Raw genomic sequence first — 20,792 nt, forward strand, 5'->3', positions numbered from 1 at the left:
ATCGTCAATCCGGGTTGTAAAATACCACCGCTAGATATCGACAAAGAGGCTACGATCCTTCTCATCTACTCTGGGTGCCAGATTGTATGCAGCTTAATCCCTAAAGTCACACAACCAAACTATGATAGACCTTCCTGGCATTGCCATCAAAGCTCCCATCTATGAAAGCGTCAACTCCGAAGTTTACCGAGGCATCCGAGTCGAGGATAACCAACCTGCGATCGTCAAGGTGCTGAAGCAAGACTATCCCACGCCAGATGAGCTTCGCAGATACAAGCAAGAATATGAAATCAGCTGCAAACTTAATATTGATGGTGTCTGCAAAGCTTATGGATTAGAAAGCTATCAAAGGACGATGTTCATCATTTTTGAAGATTTTGGCGGGGAATCGCTAAAAAAGTTGATGAAGGAGCGAAAATTTACATTAGCTGAAGTTATCCGAATTGGTGTGGCTATTGCCGATAGCTTAGGTCATATTCACGCAGCCAATATTATTCACAAAGATATCAATCCATCTAATATAGTTTTTAACCCAGAAACCCAGCAACTAAAAATCATCGACTTTGGTATTTCCAGCATTTTTACCCGCGAAAATCCCACCCTAAAAAATCCCAATGTTTTAGAAGGTACTTTGGCATATATATCTCCGGAACAAACAGGGAGAATGAACCGCTTCCTGGATTACCGCACGGACTTTTACTCTCTCGGTGTCACTTTTTACGAACTCCTCACAGGAAAACTGCCGTTTGAGACCACCGATGCTTTAGAGTTGCTGCATTGCCACATTGCCAAACAGCCAAATGAAGTCAAAAGTGAAGAAATTCCACAGGTTATTTCAGATATTATAATGAAATTAATGGCGAAGAATGCAGAAGATCGCTATCAGACTGCCTGGGGAATTAAAGCCGACTTAGAGGAATGTTTGTCGCAACTACAGACAAATGGATTTATATCTTCTTTCCCCCTCGCTTCGCAAGATATTTCTGATAAGTTTCAAATTCCTCAAAAACTCTACGGACGCGAGAGAGAAGTGGAAACCTTACTGGCAGCATTTGAGCGAGTCAGCGGTACGGAACAACTAACAACGGACAACGGACAACGAACAAGTAACAAAATTGAAATGATGCTGGTGACAGGTTATTCCGGCATCGGGAAGTCAGTTTTAGTGCAAGAAATTCACAAACCTATTACAGAAAAGCGCGGCTATTTTATTTCTGGCAAATTCGATCAGTTTCAACGCAACGTCCCCTACTCTGCGGTTGTGAGCGCTTTGGAAGGATTAGTGCGGCAAATTTTAACCGAAAGCGATGATCGGCTAAAACTTTGGCGACAAAAACTAGAGGCAGCACTTGGCTCGAACGGTCAGGTAATTATTGATGTAATTCCCGAAGTAGAATTGATTGTTGGCAAACAACCAGCGGTACCAGAGTTAGGGCCACAAGAGTCGCAAAATCGGTTTAACCTTGTCTTCCAAAACTTCATCCGAACATTTTGCTTAAAGGAGCATCCGTTAGTCATTTTTTTAGACGATTTGCAATGGGCAGATGCAGCTTCTCTGAAGTTTATAGAACTGATGATGACGGAAGTGGAATTACAATATTTGTTCTCGATCGGAGCGTATCGCGATAATGAAGTGAATCCATCCCATCCGTTGATGATAACTATTGATGAGTTGCAGAAAAAAGGAGCAACGGTCAATTTTATAAGTTTAACTCCTTTAAATATGCAGCAGATCGGTGAATTGATTGCCGATACTTTACACAGCGATACTCAGTCGGTCAAACCATTAGCAAAATTGGTAGATCGGAAAACAGAGGGCAATCCTTTCTTTGTGAATGAATTTCTCAAAACTTTGCACGCAGAAAATCTGCTCAATTTTAATTTGCGTTCTCGAAGTTGGCAATGGAATATCAATCAAATTGAGGCAGTAGATATAACTGATAATGTCGTGGAATTGATGATAGGGAAGTTGAAGAAATTGCCAGATGCAACGCAGCAGGTGTTGCGCTTGGCTGCTTGTGTAGGCGCATCTTTCGATCTAAATACTCTATCTATAATCTGCGAAAAATCACCTGCTGAAGTTTTCCAAAATTTAATTCCGGCAGTTCAGTCCGCCTTAATTCTCGCTGCATCTGAATGGGATTATCAATTGTTAATTCAAAATTATCAATTTTTGCACGATCGCGTGCAACAAGCAGCTTATGCCTTGATTAATGACGAACAAAAACAAGCCGTTCACTTACAAATAGGTCGCCTGCTTTTGCAAAATACTCAACCGCAAGATTTAGGCGAGAAAATCTTCGAGATCGTCGATCATCTCGACCTGGGAGTTGCACTTGTTAGCACCCAAACAGAACGGAATGAAATTGCTCGATTAAATCTGATTGCTGGTGAGAAAGCTAAAGCGGCGACAGCTTATGAAGCAGGGCTAAAGTATCTGACAGTAGGTATGGATATTTTGGATAAAAATCGCTGGGCAGACCAGTATGAATTAAGTTTAGCCCTCCATAAGGAACGAGCAGAAGTTGAGTATTTAAGCGGAAACTTTGAGCGCTCGGAAAAATTGTTTACGATTACTTTGAAGCGGGCAAAATCTAACTTTAACAAGTTGGAAATTTACAGAATATACATGAATTTGTGCATGACCCAAGGAAAATTTATTCAAGCCGTTTCTTTGGGCCTAGATGGATTGCGTAGTGTGGGAATTGACGTACCCAATTCCCAAGCAGAATTGTTAAATGTTATTTCAGCAGAATCAGAACAAGTTGCCGCCAAACTTCAGAAACGTAACATGGAAAGCTTGCTTGACGACCGAGAATGTCAAGACGACGAAAAGAGACTTTGCATGAATTTGATAGTGGATTTATGGGCAGCAGCTTATTTAATGGGAGACCGAAACTGGTCGGATTGGTGCAGTTTTAAAATAGTTAATTTTACCCTGACATATGGCGTTGTAGGTGCTTCTGCATTTGGATATATACTCTATGGATTCATATTAGCTGCGCGGTGTCAATACCCACTAGCTTATCAGTTTGGGCAACTAGGTTTTCGGCTCATTAATAAGCTCAACATACGGACTTTGTTTGGTAAGGTTACCAACATTTTTGCTCATACGATCGGGCCATATCAAGTTCACCTGAGAAACAATGTGGATCTTTATGCTTTATCGACGATCGCCTGTTTGGAATGCGGCGATTTAATTTACGGAGTCTGGGCTATATATTATAGAATATGGGCAAGGTTGATAGTCGGCGATGAATTAGCAGAAGTTTATGAAGATAGCAAAAAATATTTGCTTAGAGTGCAAAAAATTAACGATATGAATATATTTTATTCCTATCTTAGTTTGCGAGACACGCTCCGCACTTTGCTGGATGATAATGAAGTTGTCGCACCAGATGAATTGTTTGATGAAGCACTAATTTTAAAGGCATGGCAAGAGAGCGGTTTTAATATTGGCATTCACTGGCACGGCACTCGTAAGTTACAAGTTTTATTGATTCAAGGTGAATTTGCCAAAGGCGCTCAACTCGCCATAGAAAATGAAAAAACAGTGGCAAGTTGTGCGGGTTTTTATAATATAATCGAACATTATTTTTACTCTTCTTTGTGTCTAGCTGCCCATTATCCTGTAGCGTCTGAAAAAGAGCAGCAAGAATACAGGAAAATTCTGGCAGATAATGAAGCAAAAATGAAGATATGGGCAGATAACTGTCCGGTAAATTATTTGCATAAGTATCTGTTGATCGAGGCAGAAATCGCTCGCCTTTCCGGTCAAGATTTAGAGGCGATCGACTACTACGATCGCGCAATTGAATCGGCCAGCGAAAATAAATATATTCAGAATGAAGCTTTAGCCCATGAATTAGCCGCTAAATTCTGGTTAAGCAAAGGGAAACAAAAAATTGCCCAAGTTTATATGACTGATGCCTACTACTGCTATTTGCGTTGGGGAGCGCAGGCGAAGGTGAAGTATTTGGAGTCAAAATATCCGCATTTAATTACTAAATTATCGACAAATACCGTTAGTAACATTAATACGACAAATATAAGCGTCTCAACTACCAGTAGCTCGATTGCATCTCTCGATTTTGGCACATTAATAAAAGCATCGCAAGCGATTTCCGGTGAAATTTTACTGGAAAAGTTACTTTCCAAGTTGATGAAAATTATCATCGAAAATGCTGGGGCACAAATTGGCTACCTAGTTTTGCATTCCCACACAGAACAAGGGAAAGAAGAGGGTCAACTGTTAATAGAAGCCAGCGGTGTGGTGGATTCTGATAACGTCGCGGTGTTGCAGTCAGTACCTATTGAAAACCGCCTACCCGTATCGATCGTCAACTATGTTGCCCGCACAAAGGAAACGATCGTCCTCAACGATGCGGTTAGCGAAATGCAAAATCCAAAATCTAAAATCCAAAATCCAGATGACCCCTACATCAAAAAAAATAAACCTAAATCTATCTTGTGTGCGCCGTTAATGAATCAAGGTAAGCTTTGGGGCATTGTGTATCTGGAAAATAATCTGACCGCAGCAGCTTTTACTCCTAACAGTTTGGAAGTTTTGCAACTGTTATCCGGACAAGCGGCGATCGCGATTGCCAATGCCAAACTTTACGCTGAAGTCAAGCAAGCCGAAAAGTTGTTAGCAGAATACAATCGTACTTTAGAAATCCAAGTTGCCGAACGCACTCAGGAACTTTCGCAAGCGCTAGAAAACCTCAAAGCTACCCAAGAAGAACTCATCCAATCTGAAAAAATGGCAGCTTTAGGACAACTGGTTGCTGGCGTTGCCCATGAAGTTAATACTCCGCTGGGGGCAATTCGATCGTCAGTTGAAAATATTGCCGAATTCATGAATTCATCGCTCCAAAAATTACCAGAATTTTTTCAACAACTTTCTCCAGAACGCCAGCGAGACTTCTTCGCCTTGCTGCAAAATTCAACCCAACAAACAACTGCCTTGTCTAGCAAAGAAAGACGCTCATTCAAACGCGCTTTAGTCAGTCAACTAAATTCTTATAACGTTGCCAATGCCGATACCGTTGCCGATACTTTAGTAGACCTGGGCATTTACGAAAATCTCGAACCGTTTTTGCCATTGCTGAAAGACCCGGAAAGCCAAAAAGTATTAAACACCGCCTATCAACTTGCCAGCGTCCAAAAAAGCACCCAAACCATTACCACAGCAACAAACCGTGCCGCCAAAATAGTGTTTGCCTTAAAAAGCTACGCTCGTTATGACCATTCCGGACAAAAGTTACGGACAAATATCACAGATGGGATTGAAACTGTGTTAACCCTTTATCACAACCAACTCAAGCATGGTGTGGAAGTAGTGAGAAACTACGATGCCTCTTTGCCGACTGTTTTGTGCTATCCCGACGAACTCAATCAAGTCTGGACAAATTTGATTCACAATGCTTTACAAGCAATGCACAATAATGGAACCTTAACCATTAATGTGACTGCACAAGATAGTTGCTTAAATATAAGCATAACCGATAGCGGTACGGGTATACCACCGGAGATTATGCCGCGAATATTTGAACCATTTTTTACTACAAAACCAGCCGGCGAAGGCAGCGGTTTGGGATTGAATATTGTGCAGAAAATTATTGATAAACACGAGGGTAAAATTTGGGTAGATTCGGTGCCGGGTAAAACTAAATTTACCGTGTCATTACCAATTAACTAAATCAGGAATAATCCATTTATGCCTAAACCAGTAATTTTATGCCTTGATGATGAAAGCGTTGTTTTAAATCGAAAACCTGGCTGGAAAAAGAACTTATTGAAACCATAAAGGATGGCTTGGAAAAAATATGAAAAATCCGGTAATTATATGTGTTGATGACGAACAGACAATACTTGATAGTTTGAAAATAGAATTAAAAAAAGCCGTCGGCGATATATATATTATAGAAACTGCGGAAGGCGGTGAAGACGCTATCGAATTATTAAGAGAGTTGCAAGAAGATGAATATGAAATTGCTTTGATAATTTCTGATTATATAATGCCCGATATCAAAGGGGATGAATTATTAAAGCGCGTCCATGCAATTTCGCCCAAAACTATTAAAATAATGCTGACAGGGCAAGCAGATATTGAAGCGGTGGCCAATGCAATAAATTATGCTAATTTATATCGTTACATCAGCAAACCTTGGGAATCGGAAGATTTAAAACTTACGGTAAAAGAAGCCATACGCAGTTACTTTCAAGACAAAATATTAGCGGAACAAAATGCGAAATTGGAAGTTTACAATCATAAGTTAGAAGAGTTAGTAAGAATCCGCACAGCAGAATTAGAACAAAAAAATCTGCAACTAGAACAAGAGATTAGGGAACGCCAACAAGTAGAGACGGCACTGCAAGCATCTGAGGTGGAACTGCGTGCCATTTTTGCGGCGATGACCGATGTTGTGCTGGTCAGAGATGCCGAAGGACGCTGCCTTAAAATTGCCCCCACACATACGGAAAACTTGTACAAAACGCCGACTGAAATGATTGGCAAGACGCTGCACGATGTTCTGCCAAAACAGCAAGCTGACCTGATTTTTAGCGGGATTCAACAAGCTCTCTTAACTCAGCAGACGGTTTATGTTGAATACAACGTAACAATTCAGGAGCGAGAAGTTTGGCTGGGAGCAAATATTTCACCTCTTTCTCCAGAGGCGGTAATTGTAGTAGCGCGAGATATAACCGATCGCAAGCATAGAGAAGAAGCATTACAATTAATAGTCGAAGGGACAGCCTCAACAACAGGTGATAGCTTTATGCGTTCCTGCGTCCGATATCTGGCTGAAGTACTGCAAGTTCGTTATGCCTTGGTAACGGAGTGGGCCGATCGAGAAAAAACAAAAGTGCGTACACTGGCGTTTTGGACTGGCTTTGATTTCAACGAAAACATCGAGTTTGAAATCGGTAATACCCCCTGCGGCGAAACAATTTCAAAAGCGAATATTTGCTTTTATTCTAATAAATTAATCGATACTTTTCCTAACAATAAATTAATCTCTAGACTGGGCATACAAAGTTATGCGGGAATGCCTCTAGTTAACTCCAGCGGAAATGTATTAGGCCACTTGGCAGTCATGGATATCAATCCGATGGCAGATGACCAAACAAGAGAGTTAATTTTAAAAATTTTCGCTGCCAGAGCCGCTGCTGAATTGGAACGAAAAAAAGCAGAAGAAGCACTCCAAGAATCTGTATATGCCGCAGATGCGGCCAACCGTGCCAAAAGTCAATTTTTGTCCAAGATGAGTCACGAACTGAGAACTCCACTAAACGCCATCTTGGGGTTTACTCAAGTAATGAACCGCGATGCCTCCCTCTCGGCTGAGCAGAAGCAACAATTGGGAATCATCAATCGCAGCGGCGAGCATTTGCTAGCATTGATCAACGACATTTTAGAAATGTCTAAAATCGAATCGGGCCGGGTAACGCTGAATGAAAATAGCTTTGACCTGTGTCGCTTGCTAACCAATCTCGAAGAGATGTTCCAACTCAAAGCTAAATCTAAAGGTTTAGCGTTAATCTTCCAACTCACTCCAGAGGTTCCCAAATACGTCAAAACGGACGATAACAAGTTACGCCAAGTCTTAATTAATTTACTGGGAAATGCCATCAAATTTACAGAAAAAGGCAGTGTCATCCTGCGCGTGAAAGTGGATGGTTTATCGAGAGCGACGACGAACAATTCTCGACTGTTGTTTGAAGTAGAAGACACCGGCCCAGGTATTGCTCCTGAAGAAATGACGCTCCTATTTGCACCTTTCGGACAAACGGAAAGCGGTCGAAAATCCGAGCAAGGAACTGGATTGGGTTTACCCATTAGCCGACAATTTGTACAGCTGATGGGAGGGGAAATTGCCGTGAGCAGTACTCTGGCTAGAGGAACAACTTTTAAATTTGATATTCCCGTTTCTGTAGTTGACGATCTCAAAGTTCCCGCTGTACGACAAACTCGCAAGATAATTGGCCTAGCACCCAATCAACCGAAGTATCGCATCTTGGTGGTTGAAGATGTCAAAGTCAGCCGCCTCCTGTTGGTTAAATTGCTTACAGCCATTGGCTTTGAGGTGCATTCGGCTGCCAACGGTAAAGAAGCAATTGTCCAGTGGGAGAACTGGCAACCGCAGGTAATTTTCATGGATATACAAATGCCGGTGATGGATGGGTACGAAGCCACCAAACGCATCAAAGAGCATCCTCTCGGTAAAGCAACTGCGATCGTCGCTCTGACTGCCAGCGCCTTTGAGGAAGACCGCATTGCTATTTTGTCGGCAGGCTGCGATGATTTCGTCAGCAAGCCCTTCTCGGTCGAGCTAATCTTAGAAAAAATGGCTCGCTATTTAGGGGTGCGATATATCTACGACGAGCCGATCGCGATCGAGTCGGAAGTTCAACCAAAAAAAGAAGAACTTTTGAGGGGTATGGCTTCTCCAGATTCGGACGGTAACTCAAATCTCCCCCTCGATACCTACTTGTCCCAAATGCCTGCCGAGTGGGTAGACCAGCTATACAACGCCGCAGCCCAATGCAGCGATAGTCTGATTTTTGAGCTAATCGAGCAAATTCCCACCAGCATTCCCCCCTTGGTCAACACCTTGAAAGAATGGGCAGATGACTTTCGTTTTGATAAAGTTATAGATTTAATTGAGCAGTCAAGAAAATGAATAACAACCAACTATTAACAAATAAAATCGAGAGTGCAAAAGAGATTATCCTCAACAGCAAAGGAAATATTCTTATTGTTGACGACAAACCGGATAATCTCCGCCTTTTGGCGACTATACTAGGCGAGCGGGGGTATGAAGTACGCAAAGCGTTGAACGGTCAAATGGCGATAACTGCGTGTCGGGCATCTCTACCCAATTTGATATTACTCGATATTAATATGCCAGAAATGAATGGCTATGAAGTTTGCGAATATCTGAAAGCAAACGAGCCAACTCGCGATGTGCCGATCATTTTTATCAGCGCCCTAGACGATGTTTTGGATAAAGTAAAGGCTTTTGCTGTAGGTGGAATAGATTATATCACCAAACCGTTTCAGAGTGCGGAAGTTTTAGCTCGCGTGGAGAATCACCTGACGCTGCGGAAACTGCAAAAGCAATTGCAAGAACAAAATGGGCGGCTGCAACAAGAAATTAGCGATCGCATTTCAGCGGAAACAGCCCTGCGGGAAAACGAAATAAGATTGCGCCATCAGAACGCCGTGCTGGTAAAACTATCAAGAAATAACGCCCTCTACCGAGGCGACTTGAAAACTGCCCTCACAGAAATTACCGAAACGGCTGCTCATACACTGGAGCTCGAACGAGCCAGTGTTTGGCTGTATAACGATACAAAAAAAGCGATCCGATGTCTGGACTTATTCGAGCTGACTGGCAACCAACATTCACAGGGATTGGAATTAGCTGAGCCAAGTTATCCTGCCTATTTCAAAGCTTTGGCAGAAGATTGGACGATCGCAGCTGAAGATGCTCGCAACGATCCGCGCACGAAAGAATTTACAGATTCCTACCTAACTCCATTAGGTATCACTTCTATGCTGGATATCCCCATTCGACTGGGGGGACAAACAGTGGGAGTTTTGTGTCTGGAACACATAGGAATAGAGGCGGGGTCATCCCGCCTCTATCGTCATTGGACACCGGAAGAGCAAAATTTTGCAGCTTCCCTGGCAGATTTAGCGTCTTTAGCCTTGGAAGCGTGCGAACGCAAGCGATTAGAAGAAGAAGTGTCGCAACAGCAGCGCTTCCTAGATACGATCGTCCAACACATCCCTTTAGCAGTATTTGCCAAAGATGTTGCCGATGACTTTCGCTTTGTGCTGTGGAACAAAGCTAGTGAAAAGATGTTTGGCAATTCCAAAGAAGAAGCATTAGGGCGCAACGTCCGCGACTTATATCCCCAAGAGCAAGCAGATTTCTTCCTAGAAAAAGACTTAGAGGTGGTCAAGACGGGTAAATTAGTTGATATTCCCTCCGAAGCCATCAATACAAAATCCGGTCAAACAAAATGGTTGCGAACTCTAAAAGTTCCTGTGATTAACGATCGCTCTGAAGTTACGCACCTGCTTTGCATTTCCGAAGATATCACCGAACGCAAACTGGCTATGGAAGCACTGCGGGAGAGCGAGCAGCGATTTAGAAGTTTGGTTTCTAATATTGCCGGAGCTATCTATCGGGGTAAGTGGGACTCTGACTGGACAATGGATTTCATCAGCAATGTAATCGAGGAAATTTCTGGTTATCCTGCCAGTGAATTTATTCATAATCAAGTGCGAACATTTGCAAGTATTATTCATCCTGAAGATGCAGAGATGGTGCAGATAAATGTCGAGCGGGCACTAACTGCAAGACTTCCTTATATTCTAGAATACAAGATAATTCATGCCGATGGCAGCATTCGCTGGATTTACGAGAAAGGTCAGGGAATTTTCGATAGCAACGGGCAAATGCTCTGGCTGGATGGAGTGATTTTTGACATTACGGAACGCAAGCGATCGGAACAAGCACTGCGGGAGAGCGAGGCGCAGAAACAAGCTATTCTTTTGGCGATTCCGGATATCATGATGCGGATCGATCGCAATGGCTACTATTTAGACTTTATCCAACCGAAATTCTCCCAAATGTCGGCGATAAACATTAATCCGATCGGCCAACATTTATCGGAAGGATTTCCGCCAGAATTATACAGCCGGAGGATGTTTTATATTCACGCAGCTCTGTCAACGGGAGAAGTGCAAATTTACGAACAGCAAATAGAGGTTAATGGTGAAAAATTAGATGAAGAAGTCCGCGTTGTCCCGATCGATGATAATCAAACTTTAATTCTTGTCCGGGACATCACCGATCGCAAGCGAGCAGAAGAAGCTCTCCGAGAAGCTGAGGAGAAATATCGCAGTATTTTTGAGAACGCCACGGAAGGCATTTTCCAAACAGCCCCCGATGGACGCTTTTTGAGTGCGAATTTAGCCTTAGCGCGAATTTATGGCTACGACTCGCCGGAGGAATTGACCGAGAGTATCGCTAATTTAGGAAAAGAAGTTTATGTAGACCCAAATCGTCGGGAAGTTTTTGTCGGAATGCTGGCACAGAATGGCGCTATATCTAATTTTGAATCTCAAATTTATCGTAAAGATGGCAGCATTATCTGGATTTCTGAAAATGCCCATGCGGTTTGCGACGAGCAAGGGAAGTTATGCCACTATGAAGGAATTCTTACCGATATTACCAGACGCAAACTTGCGGAAGATGCTTTGCGAGAGAGCGAAAGACAATTGCGAAAACACAACAAAGTATTGGTGAAACTGACAAAAAATAAAGCGATCGCACAGGGGAATCTATCAGCAGCGCTAAAAGCAATTACCAAAGCAAGTGCCAAAATGTTGGGCATCGGAATGGTGAGCGTATGGTTGTATGACGAAACTGGATCTAAAATTCAATGCGTGAATCTGTTTGAAGCCGATCGCAATCGCTACTTTGAAGGATGGGAAATTACTATCGAAGATTATCCCATTTATTTCAAAGCTTTACAATCCTCCGGTTCCGTCGTTAGCGTTGATGCTCTAACCGATCCGAGACTTCAGGAACTGGTAGAATTTTACCTGATTCCCTTTGGCGTTCAATCTTTGCTGGATGTTTCGATTAGCCAGAGTGGTAAAACTCTGGGTATAGTGTGTTTGGAACAAGTGGGAAAAGTCCATCATTGGACGCCGGAAGAGGAAATTTTTGCCCGCTCTATTGCCGATTTGGTTGCTTTGGCAATAGAAGCTCGCGATCGCAAACGAGCAGAAGAAGCTTTGCGCTTAGAACAGCAAAAGTCGGAAGACTTATTGCTGAATATTTTACCGGAAGCGATCGCCGAAAAATTGAAACGCGAACAGCGTCCCATCGCAGAACATTTCAACGAAGTCACAATTTTGTTTGCCGATATTGTTGGTTTTACTCCCCTTTCGGCTAAAATGCCTCCCATCGAATTAGTCAATTTACTTAATGAAATTTTTTCGACTTTTGACGAACTTGCCGAAAAACACGGTTTAGAAAAAATTAAAACTATTGGAGATGCCTACATGGTTGTAGGTGGGATGCCGATCGAAAGAAACGACCACGCAGAAGCGATCGCAAACATGGCTCTGGATATGCAAGCGGCAATTAATCGCTTTCAAATTGAAAAAGGCGAGCAATTTCAAATCCGCATCGGCATCAATACAGGACAAGTGATAGCTGGAGTAATTGGCATGAAAAAGTTTATCTACGATTTGTGGGGCGATGCAGTTAACGTTGCCTCCCGGATGGAATCATCAGGTATACCGGGAAGCATACAAGTCACTGAAGCAACTTACATACTTTTAAAAGATAAGTATGTGTTTGAAAAAAGGGGAAGTATTTCTGTCAAAGGTAAAGGACAAATGGTTACCTATTTCCTCAAAAATAAAATCTGATTAAATAATTAAATTAGCAAGTGCAAAAGGGGGTGAATCGTGCCTTACTTAATCAAAGACCCAGACTCAGTGAATCAGGAAATGTATGAGTTAAAGTTCGGTGAAAATACCATTGGACGAGAGAAGGGCAACAGTATAGTTGTGACCGATCCTAGTTTATCCCGTCACCATGCCAAGATTACGGTCACTGATGATACCGTTATTATCGAGGATTTAAACAGTCGCAACAATACTTTTATTAACGGCACTAAAATCGAGCGCTACGAACTCAAAGATGAAGATTTAATCCATTGTGGCCATGTAATTTTTAAATTTGTAAGTTGCTTTGACGTTGGCTCGCCAACTGCGGGAGATGATGACAATTTGGGTTTGTCGATCGTCAAAAGATTATCCCCCAATGACAACCAAGTAGCAATCCAGGATTTATTGAACCAAAGCGGTGTGGAAAATCCGGGTTCGGTCTTGATGTTACGACAAAAAAATGCCGAACAGCGGGCAGTAGATAAATTAAAAATTTTGCTGGAAGTGAGCAAGCAGCTTTCTTCTCCAGAGGAGACTGACATACTTTTAGAAAAAATTCTCGACCTCTTGTTTAAGATCGTGCGGGTAGATAGAGCGATCATCCTGCTAGTTAATGAAGAAACAGGACAGTTAGAACAAAAAGCAGCCAAGCGTCGCGCTGGCATCCCGAAAGACGACCATTTTTACAGCAAAAAAATTGCCCATTTCGTTTGCAAAAATGGCGATGCTGTCTTAACTGCCGATGCTCGCGCAGACAATCGTTTCCACGATTCGGAATCAATTGTCATGCAATCAATCCACGCTTCCATGTGCGTCCCGATGAAACCAAGAGAGAAAGTAATTGGTGTGTTGTACGCTGATAATCTTTCTATGACGAATGTTTATTCTCAGGAAGATTTGGAGTTTCTGACTGCGCTGGTCAACCAAGCTGCGATCGCGATCGAAAACGCCCAACTCTACAAAAAGATGCAAGCAGAAGCGGTAATGCGAGCTAAACTGGAAAGTTTCTTTCCTATAGCTGTGAGTAAAAAGCTCAAAGAAGAAGGTAACTTAGAGATAGTTGATACCGAAGTAACAGCGCTTTTTTGCGACATCACCGGTTTTACGGAAATGTCCTCTAGAATGTCGCCGCGCCAAGTAATTGAAATGCTCAACGAATATTTCAAGGTAATGGTAGAGGATATTGTGTTTGAATACGAGGGAACATTAGAAAAATATATTGGCGATGCTCTTTTAGCAGTTTGGGGCGCTCCTTACCAACAACCCGACGATGCCGATCGCGCTTTACGAGCAGCAATCGCTATGCAGTGGGCAGTTACTCGCTTAAATGTGCAGTGGATAAAGCAGCGCAATTTAGAAATTCAAATTCATATCGGACTGAATACCGGGAAAGTTGCGGCGGGAAATATTGGCTCGCCTCGCTTAATTCAATACGCGACAATTGGCGACACCACAAATGTTACCAGCCGCATCTGTAGTGCAGCTAACGCAGCTGAAATTTTGATTTCCCAAACTACTTTGAACAAGTTGAGCGATCGCACTTTACCTATGGAAAAATTACCACCCGTCTCGGTAAAAGGAAAAGACCGACCGCTCCAGCTTTATCGCGTACTCTGGGAGCGTATAAAACCGCCCGGAATCGATCGCAGTCAAACTACCTCCCCTTTTTTAGGATAAACGGTGAACGGGAGAGCGGGAGTCAAAAGTCAAAAGTTAAAAGTCAAAAGTCAAAAGTCAAAAGTCAAAAGTCAAAAGTCAAAAGTTAAAAGTCAAAATTAAGAATTTCTTCCCGCTCCCCCACTCTTGCCTTATTTTTCTGTGAGAGTCCAGACGCCATCATCCCATTCTGTCTCGACAACTTCGGGGTTGTCCAGCCAATATTGACAGCGTTTTAGATATAAGGAAGTTGCTTTGTCGGGAATATTCATATCTTCCAGAATTATGCCAAATTCATTGATTGCTTTTCTAAATTTCTTTTGCAGATAATACTCGCGTCCTCGGCGATAAATATCGATTAATCTCTGCTTTTCCTCAGAAATTGAATCGTCACGCAATCCCACCAGTTCGTATATCGCCACTGGTTGAGTTTTACCCTGCACGCGAACGTAATCCAGTTCTCTAAACCAAATGCGATCGGCACAGTATCGGTAAGTATTTTCGCTCAAGACAATATCGCAACCATACTGTTTGCTGACACCTTGCAGGCGAGAAGCCAAATTCACACCATCGCCAATTACTGTAAACTCAATTCGTTTACTGGAACCAATATTGCCGCTAATCGCATTGTCGGAATTAATGCCAATACCGATCTTAATTTTTGACTGATTCATTTGCACGCGACGCGAATTGAATTCCTTTAAGCGACGGCGCATATCCACTGCTGTTTGTACAGCCATCCAAGCGTGATCTGGCAACGGTAGGGGCGCACCAAAAACCGCCATAATCATGTCGCCGATATATTTATCTAGCGTACCTTTATAATCGTAAATAGCATCTACCATCGTCTCAAAATATTCGTTGAGCAAGCAGACTACCTTTTCTGCTTCCATCCTTTCAGCTAAGGTAGTGTAGCTGAGAATATTGGAAAAAAGAATCGAAACTTCTTTGCGATCGCCACCCAATTTTGCATCACCAGCTTTGAGCAATTCTTCTGCCAATTCCTGAGTCATGTAGCGATACATAGTACTCTTGAGCCGCTTCTCATCGCTGATATCTTCTATGAGTACTAAAACACCGTAAACCTTAGTTTCATCGCTGGCATCGGTGATAGAATTAATCGATAAGTTAACGCTATGTTCTTCACCTCCCGCCGCAATTAAGGTTTTATCAGGATAATATTGCTGGCGTTCTTTTTCTTCTTTTGGTGTCAAAGCTATCTGGAACCATTTAGTAAAATTGCCTTCTTCTATCTGGATTAAATCGACAACCGATCGTCCTTCCAATTTGTCTTCGCTGTACAAGCCCAAAAGCCGCTTCGCACTTTTATTGGCAGCGATAATATTCCCGGCTTTATCAGTAGAAATAATGCCATTATTCAAGCTACGCAGAATATCTCTTTGAATTTGTTCCTGTTGTTTAACAGTGGCAAACAATTGGGCATTTTGCAACACTACTCCCGCTTGCACATTAAATGCCTGCATGAATTCTAGATCCGTGCGAGAAAAACTTGCCTTCCAGCATTCAGGTGCTTTAGGCCAATCTTCAGGATTGTAGTCTGGGAAATCACCTTGTCGGCGTTTATTGATTAATTGAGTTACGCCGATCAATTGACCGTCCGTGTTAAAAACGGGCATACAAAGTAAGCTACAAGTGCGATAACCGCTTTTGCGATCGATTTGTTTGCTAGTCTCGGAAAGGGGAGAGTCATAAATGTCAAACGGAATCACTAGCGGCTGACCCGATTCCACAACTCTGCCAGGAAAGCCCGCTGTTTTGGGAATGGAAATTTCTTTTAATTCGCCACCGATAGGAATTTTTGTCCACAAGCGATCGCGTTCTTCATCTATCAACCATAGCGTACTCCGATCTGCATTCATCAATCTTTTAGCTTCGTTCATAACGCGCTTGAGCGTTTCTTCTAAGTCCAAACTGCTTTGGCTGAGCGCTTGCGTTGCTTTGATTAGTGCATCCCCTGCCCGTTGTTTTTGAGCGGCTATATAAAATGACTGTGAAGCTTCCAAAATCAGCCGGATGGAAGGTGCGAACTCAGTAAAAAGTTCTTCATCTTCTCGCGTAAAACCTGCTAAATCGATGCGCTCTTCTAAAGAATTTTCTGTATTATTTTGGTCTTTTAATTTATTAACTAATTGCACAACTGCAACTAAATCTCCTTGCTCATTTAATAGCGGTAGCGCTAGCATAGTGTATGTGCGATAATTGCTTTCTTTATCCGCATTTTTGCCATAAAATGAGCGGGGATCGTCATAAAAATCATAAGGAATATTGACCGCTTTTTTCAAAGTAGCAACTTCTCCTGCGATTCCTATATCTGCTGGCAAGCGAATTTCTAGAGTACCGCTCTCCTCTTCGTTAGCCACAATTGACCATAATTCATTCTTTTCTCGATCGAATAAATAAATTCCAGTACTATCGGCCCTCAAAAGCTCTCTTGTTTTCAACGCGATCGCCTGCAACATTTCGTTAAGTACACTATCAAAACCCTGAGATTCCATCAACATTAACAGGGTTTGTTTGACTATTTTTAATTTATCTTCTACATCGGCGATTACTTGTTGAAATCTTTCTTTATTTAACGGACTTAGAAATGCAGAAAAAGTACTTCCGCTTGTGGCTATTCCACCAGATGATGCCAAATCTTCCTTCGCTTGTTTTTTGATTTTTAAAGCTTTTTGAGCCGATTCTAACGCCGACTTTAATGCCCTTTGAAGTTCTCTTTTTTCCAGTTCCTGACTGGCCATTAAAAATTGATAGTCTTGATTTCCCAGGCTATCGGCTGCCCATCTCAGCCCTTCTTGTAAAGCTTGTCCGCGCAACAAATAAGATTCATCTTTGCCATCGGAAGCTAACCAAGAGGCAAGCGCTTCTGCATAAGGTCGCAGGGAAGCTAACATTTGTTCTACCCAATGAGAATTGAATACAGAAGCGTAGATAGGATTATAAACTCTTAAATTGCCATCCTGTTTGACAACTAAACCAAAAAGCCGCAGCTGCATTTCTTGGGGAGTTTCTTCTGCCAACTGCTTTTTTTGTTGCAATATTTGCTGATAAAGCCTTAGCAACCGCCCTGTATTTTGTTTATTCTTCAAAACGCGATCGCGTATCGTTTTTAAATGTTCGGGTTCATCTTGGATTTCCCAATTTTCGATCGCACGCGATCGCACCAAATTTTCCACCCATTCTGCCTCATCATCTACCGCTACTCGCTCGGAATTCAAAATAATTTGACACAGCTTTTGCGTAAGAAAAGGCTGTCCGCCTGTCCAAGCTAATACCTCTTTAAGAACTAGCAAAGGATTGCTAACTTTTCCTACCAATCCCTGCGCCAAAGGCCAAACTTCGTGCAATTCAAATCCGCGCAGTTCGATCGCTCGCCCGATATTAAAAGGCGTGCGATTTTTGTCTTGAATTAAATCCGAAGGAGTCGCCACTCCCAGCAACACAAAAGTAAGCCGTTGATATTGCGGCTCGTCGGCGCGTTTGTTGTAACAGGAACGAATAAATGCAAAAAAATCGTCTGTGGGAAAATTCAAACCGAGAACGCTATCGATTTCATCCACAAAAACCGCAATATTTTGGCTAATTTCTTTAAGCAATACCTCTTCAATAAACTCCCCCAATCTCTGCACCGGAGCCAGAAAATCCCGCTCTCGCCACCAACTCCTGATATTAACTTTACCCAATAAATTTAAATTGCTGGCTAATGTGTAAGTAATACCTGCATACCACTGATTTTGAGGAACATCTTGACTGCCGATCGCTGTTAAATCAATAGCAGCACAGGCAACACCCTCCCGAATCAGCTTTTGCATTATTTGCACTCTTAGGGAAGACTTACCCATCTGTCGAGAATTGAGAACGTAACAAAATTCTCCCGCTTTTACACCTTCATAAAGATCGGAGTCAGCCTGTCGCAACACATAGCTGGGAGCGTTAATTGGCAAACTGCCACCGACTTGATATTGATATGCCGAGTTTTCCAATTTTTGATTCTCCATTTCAAGCTAAAATCTGAAATCTAAAATCTAAAATCTAAAATTAGCTGAGGCGATCGCGAAAATACTGCCGATACAAATTACACCTGGGAGTAGACTCATTTCCTTGCAGATGCACCAGTCCCAAACCGTGTAACTTAAACGCCTGCATTGATTCTAATTGCACCGCCCCATCTTTCACCACCATTTCCTTCATCGCCGCCGCCAATTCCGGATGCTGTCCCAAAATCCACAAATGCCGCCGCAAGTGATCGCCATAAAGTCCCGCTTCCGTAGCAGCAGTTTCTAAAAGTTGCGATAGTGTCATATCGTGACGCGCCAAGTGATAAAGAGCCAGTCGCACTAAATAAGGATGTCCTCCTACCATTGCCATCAATTGTTCCACTTGAGCAAAATTCCAATTCAATCCGTGGCGCTGCACCAGTTCGTATACCTGTGGTCGATTAAACTCCGGCAATTCGATCGGCAACCCCACATTAAATGGCGATTGATTCACATTCAAAGGAATATAAACTTCTGTGGAATGTACAACCACCATGCGGAAATTTTTCCAAATTTCGCGAAACTTTGCCTCCTCGTGCCAAGCACGCAACAAGCTAAAAAATTCGTCGGCAATTTGCGGATATTGAAAAATGCGATCTACTTCATCCAATCCCAATACAAGCGGACTTGTAACGTTGGTTAACAGATAATTTTCAAAGTAATCTTTGCAACTAATTTTGCTACCAAATTCCTCATCCCAGTATTCAGCCAACTTATTCGGCAACTGCAAACCCCGCCCCACATTTAAGCAAAACCACCGCAAAAATTTAGCCAAATCTTCAAAAATGGCATTATCTGCAAGTTGAAAGCTCAAAGAAACTACTCGGTAGCCTTTTTGAGCGCTGTTATTTAGAATCCTCGCCATTAACGATGTTTTACCCATTTGTCTGGGAGCTTTAATTCTGATTAAAGCTCCCGGCTGCAAAATTGTTTCGTAACAGCGCTCTTCGATGGGAAGGCGCTCTACATAAAAGGCAGAATCGAGAGCTACCGAACCTTCTGGTAATTCCGGCGCAGCTACGGGTACAGGCGGTAATTGAGAGTTTTCATCTGCCGATAAAGCTGGCAAGTTTGGTGGAGGTAATTGCTCTGTAAAAACATCAATATCTGTTAGTTTTCCTTCTGATAAAAAGCTCAAAACTTCTTGCAGAACAATGGGGGTATCGTCAGGCGATCGCCAATCTTGCTGATGAAATGGTTGTAGGTAAGAATATAGATCGTAACTGGGCATCCAATTAACAGAACAACCCACCCGAATTGGCAGAATAGCCGGTTTGTTGTCGGGACGATAATTGCGTAATTCTCTAGCTCGACGTACTTTTTCTGCAATCAACTCGCTCGTGGCAGATTTCTCGGATAGGAGCAGCAATAAATAATCGCTTCGCCTTAATTCTTCTTCCAAATGCAACAGTAGCCAACAATCACCCTGCTTTAAATTGTAGCGAGAATGTCTGCCTGTTTCTTCTAGCAAGCTAAGCGTCTCTCCCGCCAGAAATATTTCGTGTCCAGCCGCTTTTAATTCCACATAAATCTGCATAGCAAGGCTAAGTTCCGGTTCTTGTTCGCAGTGCGAAAGCAAAACTCTGGTATTCGCCGTCGTGCGAATTTGGTAAAGTGGTATCGCATCATTAATTCCCTTTAACTTTCTCGGCCCCCAGTAAATGGCCGGCATCTGGATATAATTTTTGACGACATCGTAAACAGTTTGCGATATACAAATACCCCCCGGTTCCGCCTCGTTTTGTAGGCGAGCTGCAATATTAACTCCATTTCCCAAAACATCTGCTTCCCGAAAAAATACATCTCCCAAATGAATGCCAATTCGATGGTTCAATACATCAATTGGATGCAAATTGCAAGCAGCTTTCTGAAGTTCTTTCTGAATTTCTACAGCGCAGGTAACGGCTTGGACGGCGCTGGCAAAGTACATCAGCATTCCATCACCCAAGGTTTTCATAACCTGGCCTTCGTATTCTCGGCACAGCTCTCTCATCAGCCGGAAGTCCCGGTCGATTAAATTGAGGGTATGCTCTTCGTCGAGTACCATCCGCGCACTAAAGTTCACCACATCTGTGAACACGATGGTGGCTAGAATGCGCTGTCCTGCAAAATTGGGCGGCAGAGCTGAGGAAAGCATAATTCGCCTTCTGGGAAGCTGACGGTTTGATGAGAGTGTATTGCACTAGATTAACGCAGGTTTTAGCTGATTTTTGTGCCACGCTCAACCGATATGTTCCCACAATACAACTTACAGCAGTGAAAAAGCCGTTATGAACGGTGTATTTAGGTTGACGAAATTGACTTGCCATACTCTATTATCATCTTGATACTAAATATTAGTTAACAAGCTAGGTATTTAGAGTATTTATATTACCTTATAATTAACCCAAAATCAAAAATAGAGCCTTCGGATTTATGGATAAAATGAGGGTGATGTGGGTTACGGCACAGTATTTAAATTATTGGTTGAACACCCTGAATTTATCGCCAGTGACTAACTTACCCTACGATTCAATATTTTTTTATTTATTACCAATTGGAATTTACTACTATTTATATATAGTCTTTAAATACCCCCCTATTTTTGTTAATAT

At 42.4% G+C, this 20,792-nt stretch carries 6 protein-coding genes; 4 read left to right on the forward strand and 2 right to left on the reverse strand.

What is annotated here, in order from left to right; translation table 11 throughout:
* Positions 1-121: 121 nt before the first annotated feature.
* From ACE1CD_RS06455 to ACE1CD_RS06470, 4 genes are all read left to right on the forward strand, one after another.
* Complete coding sequence (locus tag ACE1CD_RS06455) at positions 122-5,701, forward strand: AAA family ATPase (protein WP_374822497.1); 5,580 nt, start codon at positions 122-124, stop codon at positions 5,699-5,701.
* A 127-nt stretch (positions 5,702-5,828) separates the two neighbouring features.
* Positions 5,829-8,687, forward strand: coding sequence for a response regulator (locus tag ACE1CD_RS06460; RefSeq protein WP_374822500.1), 2,859 nt, complete (start codon positions 5,829-5,831; stop codon positions 8,685-8,687).
* Positions 8,684-12,463, forward strand: a complete 3,780-nt coding sequence (locus ACE1CD_RS06465; protein ID WP_374795235.1) for an adenylate/guanylate cyclase domain-containing protein — start codon at positions 8,684-8,686, stop codon at positions 12,461-12,463. The genes ACE1CD_RS06460 and ACE1CD_RS06465 overlap by 4 nt, the downstream gene beginning before the upstream one ends.
* 39 nt (positions 12,464-12,502) lie before the next feature.
* Complete coding sequence (locus tag ACE1CD_RS06470) at positions 12,503-14,161, forward strand: adenylate/guanylate cyclase domain-containing protein (RefSeq protein ID WP_374822504.1); 1,659 nt, start codon at positions 12,503-12,505, stop codon at positions 14,159-14,161.
* Between the two features lie 131 nt (positions 14,162-14,292).
* Here ACE1CD_RS06470 and ACE1CD_RS06475 read toward each other — a convergent pair whose 3' ends face one another.
* Complete coding sequence (locus tag ACE1CD_RS06475) at positions 14,293-18,144, reverse strand: AAA-like domain-containing protein (protein WP_374822507.1); 3,852 nt, start codon at positions 18,142-18,144, stop codon at positions 14,293-14,295.
* A 55-nt stretch (positions 18,145-18,199) separates the two neighbouring features.
* Positions 18,200-20,335, reverse strand: a complete 2,136-nt coding sequence (locus tag ACE1CD_RS06480) for an AAA-like domain-containing protein (RefSeq protein WP_374795238.1) — start codon at positions 20,333-20,335, stop codon at positions 18,200-18,202.
* Between the last annotated feature and the right edge of the window lie 457 nt (positions 20,336-20,792).

The sequence above is a fragment of the Aerosakkonema sp. BLCC-F183 genome (assembly GCF_041929145.1).
GTDB lineage: Bacteria > Cyanobacteriota > Cyanobacteriia > Cyanobacteriales > Aerosakkonemataceae > Aerosakkonema.